The organism is Streptomyces iakyrus, assembly GCF_000717055.1.
GTDB lineage: Bacteria > Actinomycetota > Actinomycetes > Streptomycetales > Streptomycetaceae > Streptomyces > Streptomyces iakyrus.
This window is the reverse complement of record NZ_JNXI01000003.1, coordinates 70,998-91,480: the sequence shown is the minus strand read 5'-3', so window position 1 is coordinate 91,480 and position 20,483 is coordinate 70,998. Positions and strand designations below refer to the sequence as shown.

Here is a 20,483-nt window from a genome sequence, read left to right as displayed (position 1 = left end):
CGTGGGTGCGACGTGCCCTAACGTGGCGCCCGATGAAGATGTGCCGGTGTCTGCGGGTGCCCTGTGCGGCCGCGGGATCAGGAGGTGTCGGTGGCCACCCTGCAAGGTCTGGATCGTGGGCTTCGGGCTCTGAACTCGATCTCTCTGGCGGCCGATGGTCTGACGGTCGCAGACCTGGCGGCGCAGCTTGATGTCGATCGGGCCATCGCCTACCGGATCGTGCAGACGCTGGAGGAGCACGCGCTGGTGTCCCGGCAGGGCAAGCGGGTGCGGCTCGGTGCCGGTGCCGCGACGCTGGCGGGGCGGTTCCAGCATCAGCTGGTACTGGCGGCCCAGCCGGTTCTCCAGGAGCTCGCCGATGCCACCGGTGCCTCCGCCTTTCTGACGCTGGCGCACGGTGCGCGGGAGTGCGTTCCCGTCGCCGGGGCGCAGCCGACCGTCCATCACGGTCCCGTCCAGGTGGGCTACCGCATCGGCGTCCGGCATCGGCTGGAGCGAGGGGCGAACGGCGTCGCCATCCTCGCGCTGCAGCCGCCCTGGCCGGAGGAGTCCGAGGAGATCGCGCGGGCCAGGGAGTCGGGCTACAGCATCACCTCGGGACAACTCCAGCAGGGGGCCACCGGTGTCGCGGCCGGGTTCGAGGTCCCGGGCGCGGTAGGCGCCTCGGTCGGCGTGGTGGCCATGCACGAGTTCGATGTCGAGTCGGTTGCTGCTCAGGTGAAGGAGGCGGCCTCGCGGCTGGCGTCGCTCAGCAATGCCTGACGACGCGCGGCGTCCGCCGCCGTACGGCTGCCGGCCCCCCTGACCCCGGCGCCTTGCTGCCTGCCGGTGGGCTTCACTGAGGAGCGCGGTAGGCGTCCTCGTGGACGAGGCCGCCAGTTTGCACGGGACGTCTGAGGCTCCCGTCGTCGCGTACGCCTCCAGCACCATGGGCAGGGCGGCAAGCTCGGCAAGAACGTCATCGAGCGCCTTCTTGGGCGATCTCCGGAGTCACGAACGCCTGGACCGGAAATCCCGCCGCGCCCCCATCCGGCTCGGGGCCGAATCGGACGAGGGCACCGCTGCGTTCCCATCGGTCGAGTCGGGCCCTGACGGTTCCCCGGGCCATCCCGGGCGTCCGCGACAGCTCGAGAACGCCGGCGCGCGGGCTGTCCCGCAGCGAGCGCAGCACGTCGATGTCCATCGAGTTCGGTGGCAGATCCTCAGCCATGACGATCAGCCACTCTCAGCTAGGCAGATTGTATAGAAGAAGCGCGTGTCAAGGGGACAAACTGAGCAGCTTGAACAGCTCAAAGGGCGACTCTTGTGCTGGTAGGGGGGCTCGGTGTGTCCTGACCGCCGTCCGTTGGGGACAGGCACAGCGAAAGGGACGACGCATGAGTGTGGAAGAGACCCTCACGAGCCAGGAACGTCTGGCGGAGCTCGACCTTCAGCAGCTCAGGCAGCTGGTCGGGCTCGTGGAGTACGACGCCCAGGGCGACCCCTTCCCGGTGACCGGATGGGACGCGGTGGTCTGGTCGGTGGGCAATGCGACACAGGCGTCGCTGTACTTCCAGCTGGTCTTCGGGATGGAGCTGGTCGCCTACTCCGGTCCGGAGACCGGGAACCGCGACCATCACGCGTTCGTGCTCCGCTCCGGAGCGATCCGGTTCGTGATCAAGGGCGGCGTCGATCCGGACAGCCCGCTGCTGGACCACCACCGTCGCCACGGTGACGGGGTGATCGACATCGCCCTCGAGGTGCCCGACGTCGACAAGTGCGTCGAGCACGCCCGCGCCCAGGGCGCGACCGTGCTGGAGGAGCCGCGCGACGTCACCGACGAGCACGGCACCGTCAGGACGGCGGCCATCGCCACGTACGGAGAGACCCGCCACACCCTGGTGGACCGGTCCCGTTACACCGGCCCCTACCTGCCCGGATACGTGGCCCGGACGTCTGGCTATGTGAAGCCGGAGAGCGAGCCCAAGCGCATCTTCCAGGCCCTTGACCACGTCGTGGGCAACGTGGAACTCGGGCACATGGACGAGTGGGTCGACTTCTACAACCGCGTCATGGGCTTCACCAACATGGCCGAGTTCATCGGCGACGACATCGCCACCGAGTACTCGGCACTGATGAGCAAGGTGGTCGCCAGCGGGAACCACCGGGTGAAGTTCCCGCTCAACGAGCCGGCGATCGCGAAGAAGCGTTCACAGATTGACGAGTACCTCGACTTCTACCGTGGACCCGGCGCCCAGCATCTCGCCCTCGCCACCAACGACATCATCAGGACCGTCGACGTGCTGCGGGCCAAGGGCGTCGAGTTCCTCGCCACCCCGGAGAGCTACTACACCGATCCGGGACTGCGCGCCCGGATCGGCCATGTCCGCGTACCCATCGAGGAACTGGCCTCGCGCGGCATCCTCGTCGACCGCGACGAGGACGGCTACCTGCTGCAGATCTTCACCAAGCCGATCGGTGACCGGCCCACGGTGTTCTTCGAGTTCATCGAACGCCACGGCTCCCTGGGCTTCGGCAAGGGCAACTTCCAGGCCCTGTTCGAAGCGATCGAGCGCGAGCAGGAGAAGCGCGGCAACTTCTAGCCGCCGAGACCATCGAAACGCCGCGCAGACCACCGCTGAACCCGGCAGTGGTCTGTACTGCACGCACATCTCGGCCGCCGCTCGGGCACTGTCGCCCAGGTACCGCAAGTAGCAGTCGACGGTGCGGGTGTATTCGTACCGCTGCGTTCGTCGTGCTCTCGCACCGCCTCCAGTCCGACGGGTCTCACCTCGTCGAGGGCGTCGAGACCCGTATGAAGGCGCAGGAAGAACGACTCCGTGGTGAGCCAGAAGGCCCAAGCGCTTGCGCACCGCTGTCAGTCTTCCTGTCGTGAAAGACGCAGGGACGGGGGCTGCGCTGCGCTCTCCGCCCGCACCGCAGCCTGCCCACCCGCGGCAGGGACTTTGCGTGTAGTCGATCTGTCCGGTTGATCACGTGATTCCGAGGGCTGAGGTGCCGGAAGGTGACCGTCTTCAGGTGTCGGACCTCGAGCCGGCCCCGGCCTCTGGTTCGGCCCTTGTGATCCAGGGCGATGTCGGCCCATGGCAGTGTTCTCAACTGCTTGAGCAGGCCAGGGTGGTTGCCCTCGACGACAGCGATGTAGTGGGCGCCTTGCTCACGCAGCCACCGGCCGTTCGCGTGCTGCGGGTGCGCCGCCTCCGCAGTGATCACGGTGATCTCCAGGCCGAGGTCTTGCAGGAGTGGGACGAATGCGGGTGTCTCGTTGCTCTTCGCCTCGATCTGTCGCTGCCCGAGAACGGTTCCGGCGTGGTCCATCGCGGCCAGCAGCCACACCGCCTTCCCGCCTGCCGCCCGGGAGCCGCGCAACTGTTTCCCGTCGACGGCGCCTGTCCGCCACCGTGCTTTCGTCGTGCCCCGGTCAGTGGACCTGGCCTGCAGGAACGCAGTTACCGCGGTGTCCAGGGCATCGCCGTCGAGGCGGGTGAGCAGCCGCATCACTGTGGTGAGGTGGGGCACCGTGACCGTCTTGGTGAACGGGTCGACGGCGACGCCCAGGGCCATGCTCACCCAGCGGGGCGCATCGTTGATCCACTCGGCGATCGCGGTCAGGGACCTCGCCCCGGCCAGCACGCCGGCTGCGGCGGCCGCCACCATCGCCAGCAGCGGAAACCGTCGGCCGCGACGGTCGCGTGGATCGGGCAGGCCAGCAAGAAACCGGGCCAGGCACACTGCGTCCGGCAGCGGTTGCGGGCAAAGGGTACGGGCCAGTTGCCCCAGGCCCGGGGGGATGGGAGAAGGTGAGACAGCAGGCACGGTCTTCGGTTGTGGTCATGCGGACTCGACACCTACATGATCACCGAAGCCGTGCCTGCATCGGCATCTGGACCCACACCAACGTGACATGACAGCCCATCACCGGGCGATCTCCCTCAACCCGCGACCTCGCAAAGTCCCTGGGCCGGCAGGAGTGTTCGGATTGGTCGTGTCGAAGTAGACCTGGTCAGCGTCGATACGGAGATAGAACGCACCAGGGTAGGCCCCGCCCGTCACTTCCTCGTCGAAGGACTCGCTCCGGACCCACCTGGCACTCTTGGGCATGAAGGAGGCGAGTTCCTCCGGCAGCGGACCCGGCTGGTCAGGCCGAAAGTGCCACTGCGGCGCCCCAACAATGGCAGCACCGACCCCCGCCCTAAGCTGAGCCGTACCCACCACTCGGACATCGGTGGGCCCGGGAGCGGACCCCCTTGCATCCTGGCCCAAGGCGGTGCCGAGCCAGTGCGCATCGGACAGGGGACCGAACGCAGTGAATCTACGCTCCAACGGCTCCACGTCCGTGCGCACCTCGTTCTTCTCGCCGTTCGTGCCTCGCAGGGGCGGCGTACACGCCGCCCCCACGGTCACGGCGCCGAACACGAGTATCCTGCGCCGTCCGACACCCACCGAGCCGGCCATACACAGCCCTCCCTGGCCCCGCACGCTCAAGGCCTGATCGTAGCGGTCGACCCAACCTCATCCACCCGCTGAAACCGATCGTCCGGTCCATGGGCGTCCGCCCTCGGGTGGGCAGTGGGCGGTGCGAGCGAGCACATGCGGGGACTGCGGCGTCTGCCAGCCAGTGCTCCGCCGAGGCCATTTACTACGACCTCGAGCTCCTGACGAAGTAGAAGCCATACCTGGCGGCCAACGCCGACTTCTTCGCCGACCTGGGCTCCCAGGGCGGCGCCGCTGACCTGGCAAGGACCGACAATGACCCGGGCAGTTGAGATATGGCACACGGGCCGGGGCAGGCCAAGGCGGTCATGGCGGCGGTGGGTACGCGGGATGCCGCTCGGTGTCCGTCTGGTCCCGCTGTGCGGAGCTGGTGGTGAGTGGCGGTCGGGGGACCGGGGTGGGCAGTCCGAGGAGGCGTCCCCGGACAGCTGCGGCCAGCAGCGCCGGGTGGAGCAGGCCCGCAGGGGAGCCGACGAGATGGTAGACGCGGTCCAGGGCGCGCTGTGCCCTCAGGTTGCCGTGCGCGGCGAGCCGGTCCACCTCGCCCGACCATCGGCCGAACAGCGCGTCGAGGCCCGATGCCGGGCCGCCGACGGTGTGGCGCAGGTCCTCCCCGGTCGCGATGGCCCAGGGGAGGTCCGCCGCTCGGTGTAGCCGATGCATCAGCCGCCGTTCCCATCCCGGCCGCACGCCTGAGGCCAGCGCCTGCCGCAGTAGCAGGGTTTGGGTGGCGGCGACGGTGATGCCCTGGCCGTAGACCGGGTTGAAGGCGCACAGGGCGTCACCCACGACCAGGAGCCCGTCCGGCCAGTGCGTCAGACGGTCGTAGCGGCGCCGTACATTGTTGGTGCGGCGGTGGACCGTGATGTCGCCGATCGGGTGGGCGCTGTGGGTGAAGTCGGCGAGCGCCGGGTCCCGCAGCCGGTTCAGGAAGGCGTCGAAACCGGCCGGGTCGCGGGGCGGCCGGTGGTCTCCGGCGCCTACCGCCGCCACCATCCAGCGTCCGCCTTCGACCGGCAGCGCCACACCGCCGGCCGGTGCGCCCGGAACCGGAAGCATGACGATGCCCGCGACCCGTCCGAGGTGATCGGGTGGGGCGGCGTAGATCCGTCCCGCGTAGCCGAATCCGGCGTCGACGACGGTGGTCGCGGGCGCCTCGATGCCCAACTGTGTCAGCCAGTCGGGCAGTCGGGAGCTGCGCCCGGAGGCATCGACGACGAGGTCGGCCCGAACGGGCGGTGCGTCGAAGCACTCGAGGAGCCAGGCCCCGCCGGTCGTGGTGGCGCAGCGGCTCAAGCCCCGCACTCGCGTGCCGCCACGCAGCTCCACCCCGGGCAACTCTGCCACCCGCCGCCGGACCAGGTGCTCGACCAACGGGCGGGTGGCGGAGACCACTTCGAGTGCGGGTGTGCCGAACGGTGCCCACCCGCGCTCGCCCAGCCACGCCAGTTCGCCCGTGTCCAGCGGCACTCCGCCCGCGGCGACCAACTGCCCGCGCAGCCCGGGAAGCAGCTCTTCGATCGCCGACAGACCACGGTGGAGCAGTACATGGGGCTGACGGCCCTGTGGAACACCGCCGCGTGGCGCAGGCATTCCATGGCTCCGGTCCTGTTCGAGGACGGTGACGGGGCGACCGGTCGCCCCGATCACCGCTGCCGTCAGCAGTCCGGCCATGCCCGCCCCGATGATGACGGTGTGCTCGGTGCTCATGTCGGCTACACCAGCCGGAAAAGGAGCCGCCGCATCTGCTTGAGCCACGGCAGCGGCACAAGGCGCCACAGCGGAGCACCGGCGGACAGCGGTACGTGCCCGCGGAGTATGGCTCCGTAACCGAGTGACGCGGCGTGCGGAAAATATCCGGGCTTGCAGGCCACGATATCTTTGAATCCCTTCTTGTGGTAATAACGCAGCTGCGGGTCACGGGGGAGGCCGTGACGTTTTTCACGCATGTATACGTCCGTCGGAACGTCCGGATTGATGCGTCTCCAGGCCCGGAGGCCGGGCATCGGGGAGCCGAGATAGATATCGCGCCAGCCGTATTTGAGTGCGTGTGGCCAGAAGAACTCGAATATGGCGGTCACCGCGTCCGCTTCGACACTGCTCAGGCTGATTCCGAAGAGCGATCCGGTGGCTTCCGGACGGGGCGCCTCCACCCGGGCGCAGTCGGCCCAGGTGGCTGCCGAGCTCAACACCGCGGTCGTGATCGGCTTCATGAACAACGAGGCCAGCGCCGCTCCACCCGGCTCGAACGCCCCGATGCTCAACCGTGGATACGCCTGGATGCGGGCGGTCAACTCCGCGCGGTCCGCCGCCTGGTCCTGGTCCCACTTCGCTTGCTCCAGCGTGATGAGCGCCTCGACGTCATCCGGCCGCAGAAAGCGGACCTCGATGGAGTCCGAGGGACCAGCGGGTCCTCTGTAGGGGTGGTCCTGGACCAATCGGCGTGGACTGGCCATGGTCATGGTTTCTCTCCTGGGAGCCGAACCGGAATGCACATCGACCATGCCGACCGACCGATCGTTCGGGAAGCCCTTTGGTGTCATGGAAGGGATGTGTGCACGAATGATTCACCTCGGGTTCATGTCCGAAATCCCGTATTCATTCGACGTTCGAAGTGAATGTGATCCCGGCTACTTTTTCCCGTCTCGCGGGAGTTCGCGGGTATTCTTCAGGCGGCGTCACGCCTGCCCCGGAATTCTTGGCCGGCGGCCCCTCGCCACCCGCGCGGAGCACCGGCAGACAGTGACTGCCGGCGGCCACGGGCACACCCATGGACCACCTGCGGAGCGCGACCCCGGCGGTGTTCCGCCACATGGCCTCGGGCTGGCCCGCCGTCAGCACCTGGACATTCCGTCACATCGCCTCCCTCGCCCCGTCGCTGCCGGTGCAGCTCGTCATGGGCAACAGAGAGAAGGACCACACGGCATTCACCGAGTAGACGCTGAGCGAGTACCTGGATTCCCTGACCGTGCCTTCCCAGGCCGGTCAATCCCGGGACGGTGAGGATCGGACCTACCTGGCCTGTGGTCAAGGGCACTCGACTCGATCGGCCGCTACTCATAGTGCTGGCTTCTGGGGAGAGGCCTGCGCCTGCAGAGCTTCATGGCTCGCCTATGGGGTTCTGCCGGACGGGTAGTGTCCCTACGCTTTCGATCCTCGCTTCGAGGGATTCGGTTCTGCCCTCCGCCCCTCACGATCGGCCAACTGCCGCCTTCACTGCCGGGACGTCCCCGGGGTGGGTCACGGGTGCCGGGCGCCGGGGAGCGAACGAGGTCAGGGCCACGCCGCCGACCAGCAGAACCGCCGCGCACCAGCGCAGCCCGCTCACCGGTTCGCCCAGGAAGACGGTCGCTGACGACATCCCGAAGACCGGGACGAGGAGGGAGGAGGGGGCCACTGTGGATGCTGGGTGCCGGCGCAGCAGCCAGCCCCGGGCGCCGAAGCCGAAGACGGTCGTGATTCAGGCGACGTGGAGGACTGCGCCCGCGCCCTGCCAGTCGAGGGTGCGCAGCGCCGCCAGGTCGCACGATGGGCCCTCAAGCAAAAGGGACAAGGCCAGCAGCGGAAGTACCGGGATCGTGCTGACCCAGACCATGACATTCAGCGCGTCTGGCGGGGCCGCCTTGCGGGTCAGGACATTGGAGGCGCCCCAGCAGGCAGCGGCTGCGATGCACAAGGCGAACGCCCCGAGCGGGCCCGACGTGCCCTCGTCCACCGCTGCAACGGCGATCCCAGCCAGGGCAACCGCCATGCCCAGCGCGTCCAGCCGTTAGGGCACCTCAGTCATGGGGTCGCGCGCCAGATCCGCGCGGTCCCGTCACCGCTGACGGTGGTGATGGTGCGGCCGTCCGGGGAGTACGCGACATCCTGAACCGGGCCTTTGTGTCCCTTGAGGAGCTGGACTGCGGTACCGGTCCTGACGTCCCAGACCTGCGGAGTGTTGGCCCAGGACTCGTTCGCGCGGCTGTGCCTGACCACCAGGGTGTGACTGTCCGGGGCCCAGGCAATCTGATCCACCTGCTCGATATTGCCGACCGATATCAGGAGACCATGCAGGCCACGTAGCGTACGGAGCTTTTTGCCGCTCGCCGGATCGACCAGCCAGACGTCGTCGCCACTGCGCTCCGCCAGCAGGCTCCCGTCCGGGGCGTAGACCGGCGCGCTTCCCGCATACGGCCCTGACGACCACCGCACAGCACCTGTCGCCGTGTCCCAGGCCCGAACCCTGTCACCATCGGCGACCACGGTTCGTCCGTCCGGCGCGAACGCGACCGTCCAGCTGAAATGTCCTCCGGACGGGTCGAGCGGGTGTACCTGGGCACCGGTGGCGACGTCCCAGATGCCGCCTTGCCATTCGGCCACGGCGGCGATGGTCCTGCCGTCCGGCGCGAAAGCCGCATCCCGGGCCGAGACGTCGATCTGGTGGCGGAGCGTGCCGGTGGCCACGTCCCAGATGTGCAGATGGTCACCGGTGGTCGCGATGGTACGACTGTCGGGTGAATACACCAGCTTGTTGACGCCTCGCAGCGGCATCAGCCCCTCGGGATGGGTGACCGGGACCTTGATCACGATGCGCGTGGCACCGGTCTGCGTATCCCAGATCTGGATTGTCTTCCCGTCGTTCAGCTCCGTCGCCACCGTGTCGCCGTCCGGTGCGAAAACCACCTTCCGGTAGGAGTGTCGCGCATTGGAGTGAACGGCGAAGGGCAGGACGTGTCGACGCGTGCCCTTGTCGACATCCCACAGTTCTACAGTGCCGTTGCTACTCCAGGAAGCCAGGGTGCGCCCGTCGGGCGAGTACGCCACGGGGCCCCTCAACGGCAACGTCCGCAGCGTCACGCCGTCCGACGACGCGGTGGGATCGTACAGGCCCAGGATGCGGCGCGCCTGCGTGTACACGAGGGGCGTGATACCGGCGAGCAGCCCGACCACCAGCAGAACAACCACGATCACTCGCCCACCCCTGCGTTTGCGCTGCCGTCCTGCACCGGGAGCGGAGACGGGTCCCCTCGGATCACCGAACCCGCGGTTGCCCACTTGCGGAAAGGTCGGAGGCGGCGTGGGTCTCAGGTCGCTCACGGTTGAATCCTCCGATTCGGGTGCGTCGTGATGCGCTGACCAGACCTGTACCGGGGCCGCCGGCGCCGCGTATGGCGAGGCTAACCACGCATCCCGATGCCGGCATCAGTAGAGCTACTTAGTTGTGATGTGTAGTTGTCGTCGGCGGTGACGTGGCCACCCCGACGACCCGGCAGCCGTAGCGCTGCTCCCGACTGCGGACCACCGCTGCGGTCATTCCCGTGTCGATCCAGTGGTCGACCGGGCCGTTCCGCGTCGGCTCGCCACCGGCGCCCCGCTGCGCCAGCATCTGCACGCGGCGATCGAGGTCTCGGCGCGGACGTACCGTAGGGCGCTCCGGACGGCTCGCTGAAGGTGCGCCGAACGTTTCGGGCCGCCGCGGCGTCGAAGTGGTGCAAAGAACGGTCGGGAAGGGGAGGCGGACATGCGCAGGTGGCTCGTCGCAGTGGTAGCCGCACTGGTGGCTGTCGTGGGATGCGGCGCCGAGGACGACGAGGACGTGATCATCGACTACGGGCCGGCGGAGACACCGTACAGCGGTCCGCTCCATATCGAGACCGAGGAGGTGAGTGGGGACACCCCGGAGGCCATGCTGCTCGCCTCGGGCGCTGCGGGCCGGGCGCTGGAGTGCAACGGGGAGATCTCCCGGGGCGGTGCGCCCGACGGCTGGGGGAGGGGCGACGGCGGCAAGACACCGGAAGACGGGCTGAGGCTCTACTTCCGTATGTTCGAGCCGGGAGGCATCCCCTCACAGTTCGTCGTGGAACGCGAGGAGACCGACCGCGTCCTGTACTCGCACCGTGTCGACGGTCGGACGAAGACGGCGGTCGTGGTCGCCAAGGACCAGGAGGGCAGGCCGGGTTGGGGCCCGGAGACCTACGCCTCCTGCTAACCACACCCGAGCGTCACCGACTCCGGCCACGAACATGCACTACTTCCACGTCGATGTCTTCAGTGCCCTACAGCGGCAACAGTCTTCCCGGACCGGGCCGCGCTCAGCACCGCTCAGATGCAGCGCATCACCCAGGAGCTGCGCCACTTCGACGCGACGACGCCGCCCGGTGGATGCTCGCTCAGGGCATCGCCGGCCAGTGGCACCCTGCCCGTTGAACGAGGGCCAGGCGCGCGGCGCACCCACTGGCACGCACAGGTGGAGATCGAGCATCGTCCCGACCTGTCCGCCCGTCACCGCGCCGCTCTCGCCACTGTGCACGGCACCACCGGCAGGGACGATCCCGCGTTCTGGCTCGGCATGGACCAACTGGCCGCTGTCGAAGCCGAAGCCGTGCGGGCTGCCGTGTCGGCGTGACATGGCTGCCCGACGGTTCAGGTGGTCAGTTCCCCGGCCTTCAGTGCCGCGACGAAGGGGGCCCAGGCGGGGGCGGTGAGGATGAGGGCGGGGCCTTCGGGGGCCTTGGAGTCACGTACGGGGACGAGGCCGGGGAAGCCGCTCGCGACCGCGACGCAGTGGCCACCACTCCCGTTGCTGTAGCTGCTCTTGAACCAGAGCGCGTCACTCAAGTCGATCCGGTTGCTTGCCATTTCGGTATTCCTCTGCCGCAGCCTTGATCATGGCCAGGGACGTCTCTGGTGACAGTGCGGCGGCCCTGAGCCGAGATGACGACCTGGCGGACTCCTCCACGAGCGCAGAATCGTCAATGGTGTCACCGCTGTGCAGCGACTCCGTGTAGACCAGCGGAGGAGCGTCAGGGAAGGTCATGATCATGACTGTGCCAATCATGAAAGGGTGTGGGCCACCCTTCCGCAAGAGGATCTGCGGAACGACGCGGCGGCGCTCCGTCAACTCCACGAGTCGGTCGAGCTGTTCTGTCATTCCCTCCAGCGCCAGGATCGGGTCCAGCAGCAGCGACTCGTGCAGGATCACCCAGTAGGGGTGTGGTGGTCTTCCTCGAAGAGGCCCGCGCCATTCGGGCACTGACCTTCGTCTCAATCTCCTCGTCGAGCGACAGGGGGTGAGTTGCCTGGACCACAGCCCGCGCGTATGCCGGGGTCTGGAGCAACCCCGGGACGACGCCAGGGCACCACTCCTCGATGGTCTTGGCGCGCTTCTCCGCCTCCAGGACTTTCTCGAAATACTTGGCGTGCCCCGCCCTGCGGGCCTTCCGCACATCCTCGCAATGCCGCTCGAAGAACCCGTCCGTTGCTCCGTCCATGAACCGGGCGGTGCGGGCCGGACTCGACGCGCTCATCACCCGCTGACCGCGAACGATCCCTGCTCCGGTGGTGAAGAGGCGCTTGAGGGCGTCGTAGCGGCTGATGCCCCACATGCTCGGGGTGGACAGGTGGGACTGGACGATCGCGATGTCCGCCAGGCCCTGCAGGGTGCGCCGGCATCCTCCCGATGAGCGCTGCTCGACCTTGGCGGGTGTCACGTTGCGCTCGGCCTGACTGTTCGTGAAGGGCCGGCCAGGTCGCTGGTGAAGCGGAGTAGTACGTCCTGGTGTTGCTCTGAGCGGGCGGCCAGCGCGCGCGTGTGCGCCGCGAGGACGGTGGTCCTGATGCGGTTGAACTTCAGCTTGCCCTACTTCCACGCCCCCCGCACCGCGCGGTCAAGCCCGGTCTCCGTCGCCCAGCAGCTTCGACGTGTACGTCCCCAGCAGGTCGCCCTCGTCGTCGGGGAGCCCCAGGCCGCGGGCTGTGGCGGGGAAGTCCCAGTCGGTGGCCCGTTCCCGGACGTCGACCCGGCCCAACGTGTTGCCGCACTCGAAGGCGACGAGGACGCCGCCGTCGTACGATGCCGCGCGCGCGGCGTGGTCGTTGTGGCCGAAGTAGAAGGTGCCGGGGCACCGGATGCCGCGCAGCGCCAGCACCTCGCCGGTGGTGGCACCGTCGGCGCACTCGATCTCCCGCGCAGCGACCATGGAGTAGTCCGGCCTGCCCAGCGCCCCGGTGACCTTCAGCCCGCCCAGGACGAAGAGCACCGCCTGCTCCTCCAGCACGAGGTCCCCGTCGACGCGCACATCGGCCCCGACCACGCGGACCGTATCCCCCGGCACCGCGACACGCCCCACGAGGTCGTACCGGCCGGTCGGCGGATACGCCTCCGCCAAGACCCGCAGCAGGGCTGTCAGCGCCCTGTCAAGGAGGCGGGACCTCTGGGAGGGCTGACCAGGCCGAGCGGAGGCGCTTGCGGTCACAGGTTGATTCGGGAGATGTGTACACGCTTGCGATACGGGATCACTTGGTACCGCAACAGGATCCAGGCCGAGGAGTAGATACGCATCGCATGGGATGGGGATCGTCGTCGGGTCGGCCCGCGTCAGGGGTGAGTCCGGCGGCGGCGAGGCACACCTGGAGCCTTCAGTGGCTGTCCGAGCTGCTCTCCGCCCTCGAACACCTGGCCACCGCAGGTGCGGCCGACCCGGACGGCGAGGACTCCAGCGCCGCCTGTCCGCTCCGGGGCGTCGCGGAAGCCGGGGCCGGAACCGGGCTGGAGATGCCCGCGTACCTCCGCCGCCGGGCGTCATGACCGGGCGCGATCTCGATGCGATGCAGGTGGGCCGTCGCTCTCGGAATACGCGACGGTTGAGCATACGAGCTCACCAGTACCGAGGCCGGAACGGAACAGGCGCAGGAGAGGGCGCGTCATCATGGTGGTGGCAAGGGCGACGAGCGTGAGGATGGCGAGCATCCGGGCGTCGATGATTCCGGCGTCGTAGCCGATCTGGATGACGATGAGCTCGGTCAGGCCCCGGGCGTTGAGCAGCACGCCGAGGGCGAACGCGGGGCCTGGCCGCATGCCGGACAGCCATGCGGCCAGGCCGGGACCCGCGATCTTGCCGAAGGTGGCCAGCGCCAGGAGCGCCAGGAACACCGCGACGAGTGAGGCGCTCCACCCCAGTGTGCTGAGGTCGACGGTGAGCCCGAATCCGAAGAAGAAGAACGGCAGCAGGACGGTCCTGGCCGTATCGGTCAACCGCTCGACGGTCGGACCGGCATCGAAGGCGCCCTCGCGGCGGACCGGCCAGGCGAGTCCGACCAGCAGGGCGCCGATCAGCTGGTGCACGCCGATGGCGGCGGTCAGGGCCGCAGCGCCGGTCACTCCGACGACGAGCACCAGCGCGCCGGCCTCGCTGCTGCGTTTGTGCTCCGCCCAGCGGGCGAGCAGACGCTTCACGGGCCCGAGGAACAGCGCGACCGCGGCGACCGCCGCGACGCCGTTGAGCAGCAGTGTCGTGGGGTCCGAGCCGTGTGCCGCGGCAAGGATCGCGGCGAGGACGAGCCAGCTGGTGCCGTCGCCGACCGCCGCAGCGAACAGGCTCAGCCGTCCGGGTTCGGTCCTGGTGATACCCAGGTCGGAGAGGAGCCGGGCCAGGACGGGGAACGCGGTGATACTCAGTGCGCAGCCCATGAACAGGACGAACTCGATGCCGTTCCCATGGGGTCCGGCGTAGCGAGCGGCCAGTGGAACGGCGACGGCTGCGCCGAGGGCGAAGGGAACCAGCATCGACGACTGGCTGACGATGAACGCGCGGGCGGCCGTGCCGCGCAGGCGCATGCCGGCCAGCTCCTGGCCCACGCCGAACATGAAGAGGACCAGGCCGATCTGGGCCAGTCCGTTGATCGGCCCGAGGGCGCTGTGCGGGAACAGCCATGTCGTGATGTCCGGGGCCAGATTGCCGAGAAGGGACGGCCCCAGGGCGAGGCCGGCGCAGATCTCGCCGATGACCCGGGGCTGGCCGAGCCGTTTGGCCAGCGCGCCTCCGAGGTGGGCGGCGGCCACCACGACGGCGGCGGCGAGGAAGAAGTGCCCCGTGCTCCCGAGGTGCAGTCCGGCGCCGGCTTCGGGGCGCGCCGCCGTACCGGGCACATCGAGGGCGGTGCCGTCGGCGATCACCGCGACGAGGACGATGACGGCGAGCGGCAGGACACCGGTGAGTGCAACGGCCGCCATCCGCCGGCGGCGCGTCGAACGCTCAGGTGTGAGGGGGGACGTGGGCGCGGAGGAATGCAAGGCCATGTCAGTTCGCCTCGAAGATCATGTCGCGCAGGAGCTCGCTCGCTCCCGCGGCGATGGTGCCGGCCGTCGCGTCACGGTGCACGCGGGCGGCGTCGGCCGCTTCCCGGTATCCGAGCGCCCCGTGATACCGGGCGCACACCTGTGCGGCGGTGACCGCCAGCTCCGTGGAGCGCAGCTTCAGTACGGATGCCGTACGGGTGTCCAGCCGTCCTTGTGCGTGCAGCCACGCCGCGTGGTGGGCGTACCGGTGCACCATGTCGAACTCGCCGAAGAGATCAGCGAGTTGATGCCGTACGGCCTGGTGGGCGCCGAGGGATACGCCCTTGACCTGCCGCGTGCGGACATGGGTGTCGAGCAGTTCCAGGGTGTACCGCACGCCACCGACGGCCAGCAGGCCCGCGACAAGGCGCTCGAAGTCCAGCGCGCGCATGAGCTGGAGCAGGGCGCGGTCGCGGCGCCCGAGCAGTCCCCCCGCCGGGACCTCGACGTGGTCGAAGTCGATCTCGGCGATGTCCGCGGCCCGCCAGCCGGCCATGGGCTGGGGGCGGCGGGTCACGCCAGGGCTGTCGGCGTCGACAAGCAGCATGCTCGCGCCGGCCAGCCCACGGTCGGCGCCTGTGTCACGAGTGCGGGCCAGGACCACGAGCAGACCGGCCCGAGTGCCGTTGGCGACGTAGCTCTTGTGTCCGTCGAGTACGAAGCCGGCCGCGTCATCGGCGCCGCTCGGCCGGGCGTGGGTCCGCAGGTCGCGCAGGTCCGATCCCGCGTTCGGCTCGCTGATGGCCAGTGCGGTGACCTGCTCGCCGCGATGGGCAGCCGGAACCCATGCTTCCCGCTGCTCCGGAGTGCCGAACAACAGGACGTACGAGAGGGCCATGTACGCGTGGACCCCGACGGACGCCCTGATCCCGGCGTATCCGGTGGCCCCGAGTTCCTCCAGCAGGACGGCGCTGCGCAGGAAGTCGTCGCCGCTGTGGCCCACTTCGAGGAGGCCGGCTGCGCCAAGGGCCTTCCAGCCGTCCGGGTCTATGTGCCCCTGTTGTTCCCATGCCTGGGCGTGGGGCAGGACGCTCTCGGCGAGCCGCGCTCGGACCAGGGTCCGGAACTCGTCGTGCGTGTTGTCGAAGAACGGGAAGTCGCGGGCGAGTTCACCGGAGGCCAGGAAGCCTCCGACCGGTGGCAGGGCAGCGTTCATGACGTCACTCCCACAGGCGCTGAGGGAGCGTCGAGGGAGGCGAGCAGTGCCCTGCGGTCCACCTTGCCCGTGGTGGTCAGCGGCAGGTCGGCGCGCACGTGGAGAACGGCCGGGACCATGTGGGCGGGCAGGCGGCGGCTCAGGTGGGCGCGGATGGTCCCGGGATCGCGGTCGGCCGCGTCCGGCACGACGAAAGCGGCCAGTTCCTGACCACCCTGCCGGTTCGGCCGGGTGGTCACGAAGCTGCGGCGCACGGCGGGATGCGCGTCCAGGTGGTAGGCGACCTCGCCGAGTTCGATGCGGAACCCGTTGATCTTGACTTGGTCGTCGAGGCGGCCCTGGAAGACGAGATCCCCGCGCTCGGAGAGGAAGGCTCGGTCGCCGGTGCGGTAGAGACGCTCCCGTACGCCGTCGATTTCCCGTTCGACGAAGTGGTGCGCGGTGGCATCCGGAAGTCCCAGATAGCCGGGGGAGAGACCGGGTCCCGCGAGCAGTACCTCGCCCGTCTCGCCGGGTGGGCACAGTCGGCTGTCCTGTACGACATAGGCGCGGGTGTTCTGGATGGGCCGGCCGATGGGGAGGCTGGACTCATCGCTGTGGAGCGTGCGGACCGGGTGGTAGGTCGAGAAGGTGGTGCACTCCGTCGGACCGTAGACGCTGACGACGCGGTCCGGTCCGTAGGCGCGCAGCGCCGTGGTCATGTGGGTGAGGGAGTGCGCCTCGCCGCCCGTCAGGATGGTTCCCACACCCGCGAGGGTGTCCGGTGCCTCGTCGATGACGGTGTTGAACAGCGCGGTGGTGAGGAACAGCACGGTCACCCGGTGCTCGGCCAGGGTACGGCGCAACTGGGCCAGGCGGACGAAGGCCGAGGGGTACAGCACCAGGGTGCCGCCGTGCAGCAGAGCGCCCCAGATCTCGAAGGTGGCCGCGTCGAAGGAGACCGGCGCCAACTGCAGCAGGACGGACTCCTCGTCCAGGCGGGCATAGCGGGGCTGGTGCACCAGGCGCACGATGCCGCGGTGGCGGATCGGGACACCTTTGGGGACGCCCGTGGAGCCGGAGGTGAAGTTGATGTAGGCGATGTCGTCGGGCGAGCCGCGGTGCGGGGGCGCTTCCCCGCGTTCGGTCAGCTTGTCACGTTCGACGGGCAGGACCCGCCGGCCGGGCAGCCGGGCGGCGACGTCGTCGAGGTCGGCGGCCCGGCTGAGGACATGGGTCGAGCCGGTCCTGTCCAGGAGGGTGCGCAGTCGTTCGTCCGGCCAGGCCGCGTCCGCGGGGAGGTAGGTGGCGCCGCACTTGATCGTCGCGAGCAGGGCGATGATCAGCTCCGCAGAGCGGCTGATCAGCACGGTGACGGAGTCCCCGGGGCGGACGCCCACCGTCCGCATCTTTGCCGCCAGGTCGTTGGCGAGGGCGTCCAGCGTGCCGTAGCTGAGGCTGCCGTCCTTGTGTACCAGAGCGGTGGCATGGGAGCGGCGGGCCGCCTGCGCTTCGAACAGCTCCTTGACACCGACAGCCGGGTAGGGGGCGTCGGTGCCCTGGTTGAGGGCACGGTGGGCGGCCAGGGCGGCCGGCCCGGCCTCGATCCGGGGGGGTGCCCCGGTCTGCGGGGCCGACCGGTCGGGCGCGGCGGTCATACGGTGCTCACCAGCCTGTCGTTGATCGTTTCCAGTAGGAGTTCCCGGTGCGTCTCCAGGAAGAAGTGGCCCGCGGGCAGCTCCAGCAGTTCCGTCTGCCGGCGGGTGCAGCGCCTCCAGCCGCGCATCGCCGCCCGCCCGTCAATGGGATCGTCCCGCCCGTACAAGGCCGTGATGGGCACGTCCATCGGGGAGCGTCCGTGACGGTCGCCCCACAGTTCCGCCAGTCGCATGTCGCTGCGCATGGCCGGCAGAAACAGCCGCATCATGGCCCTGTTGTCCAGGATCTCGGCCGGGGTCCCGCCCATGGCGCGCACCGCTTCGACGTATCGTTCGTGCGGGAGTTCGTGCAGGTACGGCCGGTGCTGCGGGTGGTCGGGGCTGCGGCTGCCGGCGACGAACAACCGCCGGGTCGTGCCAGGAAGGGCTTCGGCGGCCAGACGGGCCGTCTCGTACGCCAGCCGGGCGCCGAAGCTGTGCCCGAAGAAGGCGTGCGGGCCGGTGAGACAACCGGCGCTGGAAAGCGCCTTGTACGTGTCCGCGATCAGGGGTTTCCAGCTCTCGTAGAGCGGCTCTCGCAGCCTCGGCCCCCGGCCGGGCAGTCTGACAGCGAGCAGTTCCACCCCGTCGTCCAGGCCGTCCGCCCAGGTTCTGAAGAGATCGGGGCCGCCGCCGGCGTAAGGAAAGCAGATCAGCCGGATACGGCAGGTCCCCGAGGCGGGTCGGATCACCGGCACCCATATGTCGCTGGCAGACCGCACGGCCGGCTGCCTCATGCCTGCGTGCTGTGGAGTATCGCGGCGGCGATGTCCCGGACGCTGCTGCGGGCGAAGAGTTCCTCTGGGGTGAGGGCGTCCTCACCGAACTCCTCTTCCGCCTTGGCGATCAGCCGGATCGCTGTCAGTGAGGTGCCGCCCGCCGCGAAGAAGTCGGAACCGGCGTTCTCGGTACCGAGGCCGAGGTCCCGGCAGGTGGTGACGACCCACTGCTCCAGTTCTTCCTGGCTCAGGGTCCGGGCGCTCTGGGTGTTGTTCGACACTGTTGCTGTCCTTTCGGTATGTCAGCGGGTCCGGAACGGGTGGCCGGTGACCGTGTTCTCGACGAACCGGTTGTGACCGTAGGTGTCCTGACCGGTGGTGAGGACGTTGCCGAACCGGGCGAGGCTCGCCTGACCGCCGAACTCCTCCAGCTCGGTGGAGTACGGGTAGACCTTCACCGAGGTCGGCAGATAGCGGGCGGCGAAGCCCAGACGCATCTGGTCGGTGAGACCCCCGTGCGGGTGGGAGGCGTGCATGAGCGTCGACCAGAAGACGATGAACTGGCCCTGGCGCATGACCTGGGACACCGCTTTGGACTCGTCGGGGCTCCAGTTCGGGTCCTTCTGGAGCTGACGGTAGTCGTGGCCGAAGAACCCCCGGCGAATTCCGTTCTTCTCCGTGGTGTTGATGGCGTCCGGGTTGTAATCCATTGTTTTTGACTCGTCGTAGTTCATCGTCTTGTGCGAGCCCGGGATGAACTGGAGGCATCCGTTCTCCACGCTGGCTTCGGTGAACGCCGTCCAGACGGTGATGGTGCCGCCGAACTTCGCGTCCTCGGGCCAGACGATCTGCGGATGCTTGGAACCGGCCACGTTGGAGAAGTTGTCGGCCTGATGCCAGTCGGTGCCCTCGTCACCGGGGTACTTCGGGAAGAACTCCGTTCGCCAGCACAGGGTGTCCGGGCCGAGGATGCTGGAGACCCGGTCGACGATCTCGGGCCGTGTGATGTGGTCCGCGAGGAAATCGATGTCCAGGTGCCGGTCGTAGTTCGCCAGGTTGGTGTTTCCGGACACCGCCTTTCCGCCGCCGTAGATGGCCTTCTTCGTGTTCAGCAGCCGGGGACGCAGGGCCTGTAGATCGGCCTCCATCTCGTCCTTGTCGTACAGGTCGAACGGGCCGATGTAGCCGTCCCGGTGGAACTTCTTGAGTTCCTCGGGGGTGAGGGAGAAGTTCTTGGCCTGAGTTGACTGGTTCATGTCTCGACTCTCTCTTGGCGAATCAATGGAGCAGATTTCCCCATGTGGATGTGAGGGAACTGCCGTGGAAATGACGAGTTTTCTCTGGGGGGTTCGAGCTGTCGCGGTGCCGATGTCCTCGCGTTGATGCAGCTCAGCACTGACGGAGACGAACATGTACAGCGCAACAGGGGTGGCGGTACCGCTGATTCGGGTGACAAAGCGGTACACGCTGAACGTCAGCTTCGAAAACGGGCCGGTGTATATGTGGCCATCCCAGCGGACTTGCGAACGCCCGGGGACGATCGCGCGCCGTTCGTGTGTGGACTCACGCCTCTACGGAGTCGTCGGACCGGGTGAAGCGGACCCAGCGACAGCTCCAGTCGTCGTCCGCATATAACTGCCGTGGTCCGTACATCTCTTCCTCGGGCATATACTGTCCGCGAGTTCCTTCGTGCCATCCGCAGGCGACGCGATATGTGCCCGGCCTGACCCACAGCACCGTACCGAGGCCCAGCTGGCCATCCAGGTTGAGTTGGACAGGGGGGTTCAGCCGGCCCAGGGCCTTGATCGACGCGGCTCTTTCCTGCGAAGTCGCGTACGAGCCGATCTCATGAGCGTTCACTGCTGCCCAGACGACAACGACCCGGCCGCTTCGGAGCTCAAGCTCCCCTACTTCTTGTTCTTCGGCCGCGGACGCTTCGGTGGCGCGTCGACGTGGCGCATCCGTCCTCATATGGGGAATCCATGAGCGCATGATCAGAAAGTTGTCGTCGTTCCCGACAGGGCCATTCTGGTACCGGGCGTATGCGATCTCCGCCCTGCCCTCGCCATCCATTTCCCATATGAGGCCGGTATGTTCCTCGTGGTCGCCGAAACGCACGAACGCGGCCTCGAGGTCACCGTCGTCCGGGTGGACCGCCGACCAAGCACGGGCATAGTCGCAGGCAGAATCCAGTTCGTAGTCAGGGCCGTGCACTGCACCGCCCCAGTCGGAGAAGGAGTCGACCTCGCAGACGAGCAGCGGTCCGGGGGAGCCAACCGTTACCCATATATACGTGGACTGTGATCTGAAATCTTCGTTGTTCACGTGAGCGGCTGCCG

At 68.4% G+C, this 20,483-nt stretch carries 21 protein-coding genes and 2 pseudogenes; 6 read left to right on the top strand and 17 right to left on the bottom strand.

The genetic code is table 11. The annotated features are described in order from the left end of the window. Nucleotides 1–90: 90 nt before the first annotated feature. Entirely contained in the window at nt 91–762 is a 672-nt protein-coding gene (locus OO68_RS05430) for an IclR family transcriptional regulator (protein WP_033306984.1), read from the top strand. A 196-nt stretch (nt 763–958) separates the two neighbouring features. Here OO68_RS05430 and OO68_RS42130 read toward each other — a convergent pair whose 3' ends face one another. Further along, entirely contained in the window at nt 959–1,210 is a 252-nt protein-coding gene (locus tag OO68_RS42130; RefSeq protein ID WP_157852680.1) for an Lrp/AsnC family transcriptional regulator, read from the bottom strand. Nucleotides 1,211–1,376: 166 nt separating this feature from the next. Between OO68_RS42130 and hppD the strand changes: the two genes are divergently transcribed. Further along, the gene (gene hppD / locus OO68_RS05420; RefSeq protein ID WP_033306983.1) at nt 1,377–2,582 is read left to right on the top strand and encodes a 4-hydroxyphenylpyruvate dioxygenase; all 1,206 of its coding nucleotides are present in this window, start codon (nt 1,377–1,379) and stop codon (nt 2,580–2,582) included. A gap of 184 nt (nt 2,583–2,766) precedes the next feature. Here hppD and OO68_RS05415 read toward each other — a convergent pair whose 3' ends face one another. From OO68_RS05415 to OO68_RS05400, 3 genes are all read right to left on the bottom strand, one after another. After that, nucleotides 2,767–3,732 carry an ISAs1 family transposase gene (locus OO68_RS05415; RefSeq protein ID WP_280922477.1) on the bottom strand — a complete coding sequence of 322 codons (966 nt, stop codon included), beginning with the start codon at nt 3,730–3,732 and terminating at the stop codon, nt 2,767–2,769. Nucleotides 3,733–4,800: 1,068 nt separating this feature from the next. Further along, complete coding sequence (locus tag OO68_RS05405) at nt 4,801–6,204, bottom strand: NAD(P)/FAD-dependent oxidoreductase (RefSeq protein ID WP_033306981.1); 1,404 nt, start codon at nt 6,202–6,204, stop codon at nt 4,801–4,803. Between the two features lie 5 nt (nt 6,205–6,209). Further along, nucleotides 6,210–6,956 carry a hypothetical protein gene (locus OO68_RS05400; protein ID WP_245236909.1) on the bottom strand — a complete coding sequence of 249 codons (747 nt, stop codon included), beginning with the start codon at nt 6,954–6,956 and terminating at the stop codon, nt 6,210–6,212. Nucleotides 6,957–7,264: 308 nt separating this feature from the next. Between OO68_RS05400 and OO68_RS46155 the strand changes: the two genes are divergently transcribed. Beyond that, nucleotides 7,265–7,432 (top strand): hypothetical protein, encoded by a 168-nt coding sequence (locus OO68_RS46155; protein ID WP_157852679.1) that lies wholly within the window; start codon nt 7,265–7,267, stop codon nt 7,430–7,432. Nucleotides 7,433–7,684: 252 nt separating this feature from the next. On the opposite strand, the pseudogene OO68_RS42125 reads toward OO68_RS46155, so the two are convergent. From OO68_RS42125 to OO68_RS46150, 3 genes and pseudogenes are all read right to left on the bottom strand, one after another. Beyond that, nucleotides 7,685–8,263: pseudogene (locus OO68_RS42125) on the bottom strand (EamA family transporter); the annotation flags it as partial. Nucleotides 8,264–8,277: 14 nt separating this feature from the next. Next, entirely contained in the window at nt 8,278–9,447 is a 1,170-nt protein-coding gene (locus OO68_RS48680) for a WD40 repeat domain-containing protein (RefSeq protein ID WP_033306980.1), read from the bottom strand. Nucleotides 9,448–9,691: 244 nt separating this feature from the next. Then, nucleotides 9,692–9,868, bottom strand: a complete 177-nt coding sequence (locus OO68_RS46150; protein ID WP_157852678.1) for a hypothetical protein — start codon at nt 9,866–9,868, stop codon at nt 9,692–9,694. Nucleotides 9,869–9,997: 129 nt separating this feature from the next. Here OO68_RS46150 and OO68_RS05385 point away from each other — a divergent pair, with 129 nt between their 5' ends. Further along, the gene (locus tag OO68_RS05385) at nt 9,998–10,465 is read left to right on the top strand and encodes a hypothetical protein (protein WP_033307478.1); all 468 of its coding nucleotides are present in this window, start codon (nt 9,998–10,000) and stop codon (nt 10,463–10,465) included. 117 nt (nt 10,466–10,582) lie between these two features. Then, nucleotides 10,583–10,882, top strand: a complete 300-nt coding sequence (locus tag OO68_RS05380; protein WP_033306979.1) for a hypothetical protein — start codon at nt 10,583–10,585, stop codon at nt 10,880–10,882. Nucleotides 10,883–10,899: 17 nt separating this feature from the next. Here OO68_RS05380 and OO68_RS05375 read toward each other — a convergent pair whose 3' ends face one another. The 3 genes and pseudogenes from OO68_RS05375 to OO68_RS05365 form a co-directional block, all read right to left on the bottom strand. Then, entirely contained in the window at nt 10,900–11,115 is a 216-nt protein-coding gene (locus OO68_RS05375) for a DUF397 domain-containing protein (RefSeq protein ID WP_033306978.1), read from the bottom strand. Continuing rightward, a pseudogene (locus tag OO68_RS42120) lies at nt 11,087–11,747 on the bottom strand (DUF5753 domain-containing protein). The gene OO68_RS05375 and the pseudogene OO68_RS42120 overlap by 29 nt, the downstream one beginning before the upstream one ends. Before the next feature lie 396 nt (nt 11,748–12,143). Next, on the bottom strand, nt 12,144–12,644 hold the full coding sequence (locus OO68_RS05365) for a hypothetical protein (protein WP_033306977.1): 501 nt from the start codon (nt 12,642–12,644) through the stop codon (nt 12,144–12,146). Between the two features lie 176 nt (nt 12,645–12,820). Here OO68_RS05365 and OO68_RS05360 point away from each other — a divergent pair, with 176 nt between their 5' ends. Beyond that, entirely contained in the window at nt 12,821–13,063 is a 243-nt protein-coding gene (locus OO68_RS05360) for a hypothetical protein (RefSeq protein ID WP_157852677.1), read from the top strand. Here OO68_RS05360 and OO68_RS05355 read toward each other — a convergent pair. The 7 genes from OO68_RS05355 to OO68_RS42115 all read right to left on the bottom strand — a co-directional run bounded on the left by OO68_RS05355 (nt 13,058) and on the right by OO68_RS42115 (nt 20,469). Further along, the gene (locus OO68_RS05355) at nt 13,058–14,488 is read right to left on the bottom strand and encodes a cation:proton antiporter domain-containing protein (RefSeq protein WP_051814469.1); all 1,431 of its coding nucleotides are present in this window, start codon (nt 14,486–14,488) and stop codon (nt 13,058–13,060) included. The genes OO68_RS05360 and OO68_RS05355 overlap by 6 nt on opposite strands. Before the next feature lie 67 nt (nt 14,489–14,555). Beyond that, nucleotides 14,556–15,749 (bottom strand): acyl-CoA dehydrogenase family protein, encoded by a 1,194-nt coding sequence (locus tag OO68_RS05350; protein WP_078625195.1) that lies wholly within the window; start codon nt 15,747–15,749, stop codon nt 14,556–14,558. Continuing rightward, a complete protein-coding gene (locus tag OO68_RS05345; RefSeq protein ID WP_033306975.1) occupies nt 15,746–17,386 on the bottom strand; it encodes an amino acid adenylation domain-containing protein in 1,641 nt (546 codons plus the stop codon). Before OO68_RS05345 ends, OO68_RS05350 begins: the two co-directional genes overlap by 4 nt. Continuing rightward, the gene (locus tag OO68_RS05340; RefSeq protein ID WP_051814467.1) at nt 17,383–18,162 is read right to left on the bottom strand and encodes a thioesterase II family protein; all 780 of its coding nucleotides are present in this window, start codon (nt 18,160–18,162) and stop codon (nt 17,383–17,385) included. Before OO68_RS05340 ends, OO68_RS05345 begins: the two co-directional genes overlap by 4 nt. Next, nucleotides 18,159–18,425, bottom strand: a complete 267-nt coding sequence (locus tag OO68_RS05335; RefSeq protein ID WP_033306973.1) for a phosphopantetheine-binding protein — start codon at nt 18,423–18,425, stop codon at nt 18,159–18,161. Before OO68_RS05335 ends, OO68_RS05340 begins: the two co-directional genes overlap by 4 nt. Nucleotides 18,426–18,446: 21 nt before the next feature. After that, nucleotides 18,447–19,400, bottom strand: a complete 954-nt coding sequence (locus OO68_RS05330) for a chlorinating enzyme (RefSeq protein ID WP_033306972.1) — start codon at nt 19,398–19,400, stop codon at nt 18,447–18,449. 307 nt (nt 19,401–19,707) lie between these two features. Then, entirely contained in the window at nt 19,708–20,469 is a 762-nt protein-coding gene (locus OO68_RS42115) for a hypothetical protein (protein ID WP_245236908.1), read from the bottom strand. Between the last annotated feature and the right edge of the window lie 14 nt (nt 20,470–20,483).

What these genes read in the sequence shown, in the direction of transcription:
- OO68_RS05350 (WP_078625195.1), bottom strand. Translation starts at nt 15,749, where the DNA reads ATGAACGCTGCCCTGCCACCGGTCGGAGGCTTCCTGGCCTCCGGTGAA.
- OO68_RS05355 (WP_051814469.1), bottom strand. Translation starts at nt 14,488, where the DNA reads ATGGCGGCCGTTGCACTCACCGGTGTCCTGCCGCTCGCCGTCATCGTC.
- OO68_RS05360 (WP_157852677.1), top strand. Translation starts at nt 12,821, where the DNA reads ATGGGATGGGGATCGTCGTCGGGTCGGCCCGCGTCAGGGGTGAGTCCG.
- OO68_RS46155 (WP_157852679.1), top strand. Translation starts at nt 7,265, where the DNA reads ATGGACCACCTGCGGAGCGCGACCCCGGCGGTGTTCCGCCACATGGCC.
- OO68_RS05405 (WP_033306981.1), bottom strand. Translation starts at nt 6,204, where the DNA reads ATGAGCACCGAGCACACCGTCATCATCGGGGCGGGCATGGCCGGACTG.
- OO68_RS05400 (WP_245236909.1), bottom strand. Translation starts at nt 6,956, where the DNA reads ATGACCATGGCCAGTCCACGCCGATTGGTCCAGGACCACCCCTACAGA.
- OO68_RS05345 (WP_033306975.1), bottom strand. Translation starts at nt 17,386, where the DNA reads ATGACCGCCGCGCCCGACCGGTCGGCCCCGCAGACCGGGGCACCCCCC.
- OO68_RS05330 (WP_033306972.1), bottom strand. Translation starts at nt 19,400, where the DNA reads ATGAACCAGTCAACTCAGGCCAAGAACTTCTCCCTCACCCCCGAGGAA.
- OO68_RS42130 (WP_157852680.1), bottom strand. Translation starts at nt 1,210, where the DNA reads ATGGCTGAGGATCTGCCACCGAACTCGATGGACATCGACGTGCTGCGC.
- OO68_RS05340 (WP_051814467.1), bottom strand. Translation starts at nt 18,162, where the DNA reads ATGAGGCAGCCGGCCGTGCGGTCTGCCAGCGACATATGGGTGCCGGTG.
- OO68_RS05380 (WP_033306979.1), top strand. Translation starts at nt 10,583, where the DNA reads ATGCAGCGCATCACCCAGGAGCTGCGCCACTTCGACGCGACGACGCCG.
- OO68_RS05385 (WP_033307478.1), top strand. Translation starts at nt 9,998, where the DNA reads ATGCGCAGGTGGCTCGTCGCAGTGGTAGCCGCACTGGTGGCTGTCGTG.
- hppD (WP_033306983.1), top strand. Translation starts at nt 1,377, where the DNA reads ATGAGTGTGGAAGAGACCCTCACGAGCCAGGAACGTCTGGCGGAGCTC.
- OO68_RS05375 (WP_033306978.1), bottom strand. Translation starts at nt 11,115, where the DNA reads ATGGCAAGCAACCGGATCGACTTGAGTGACGCGCTCTGGTTCAAGAGC.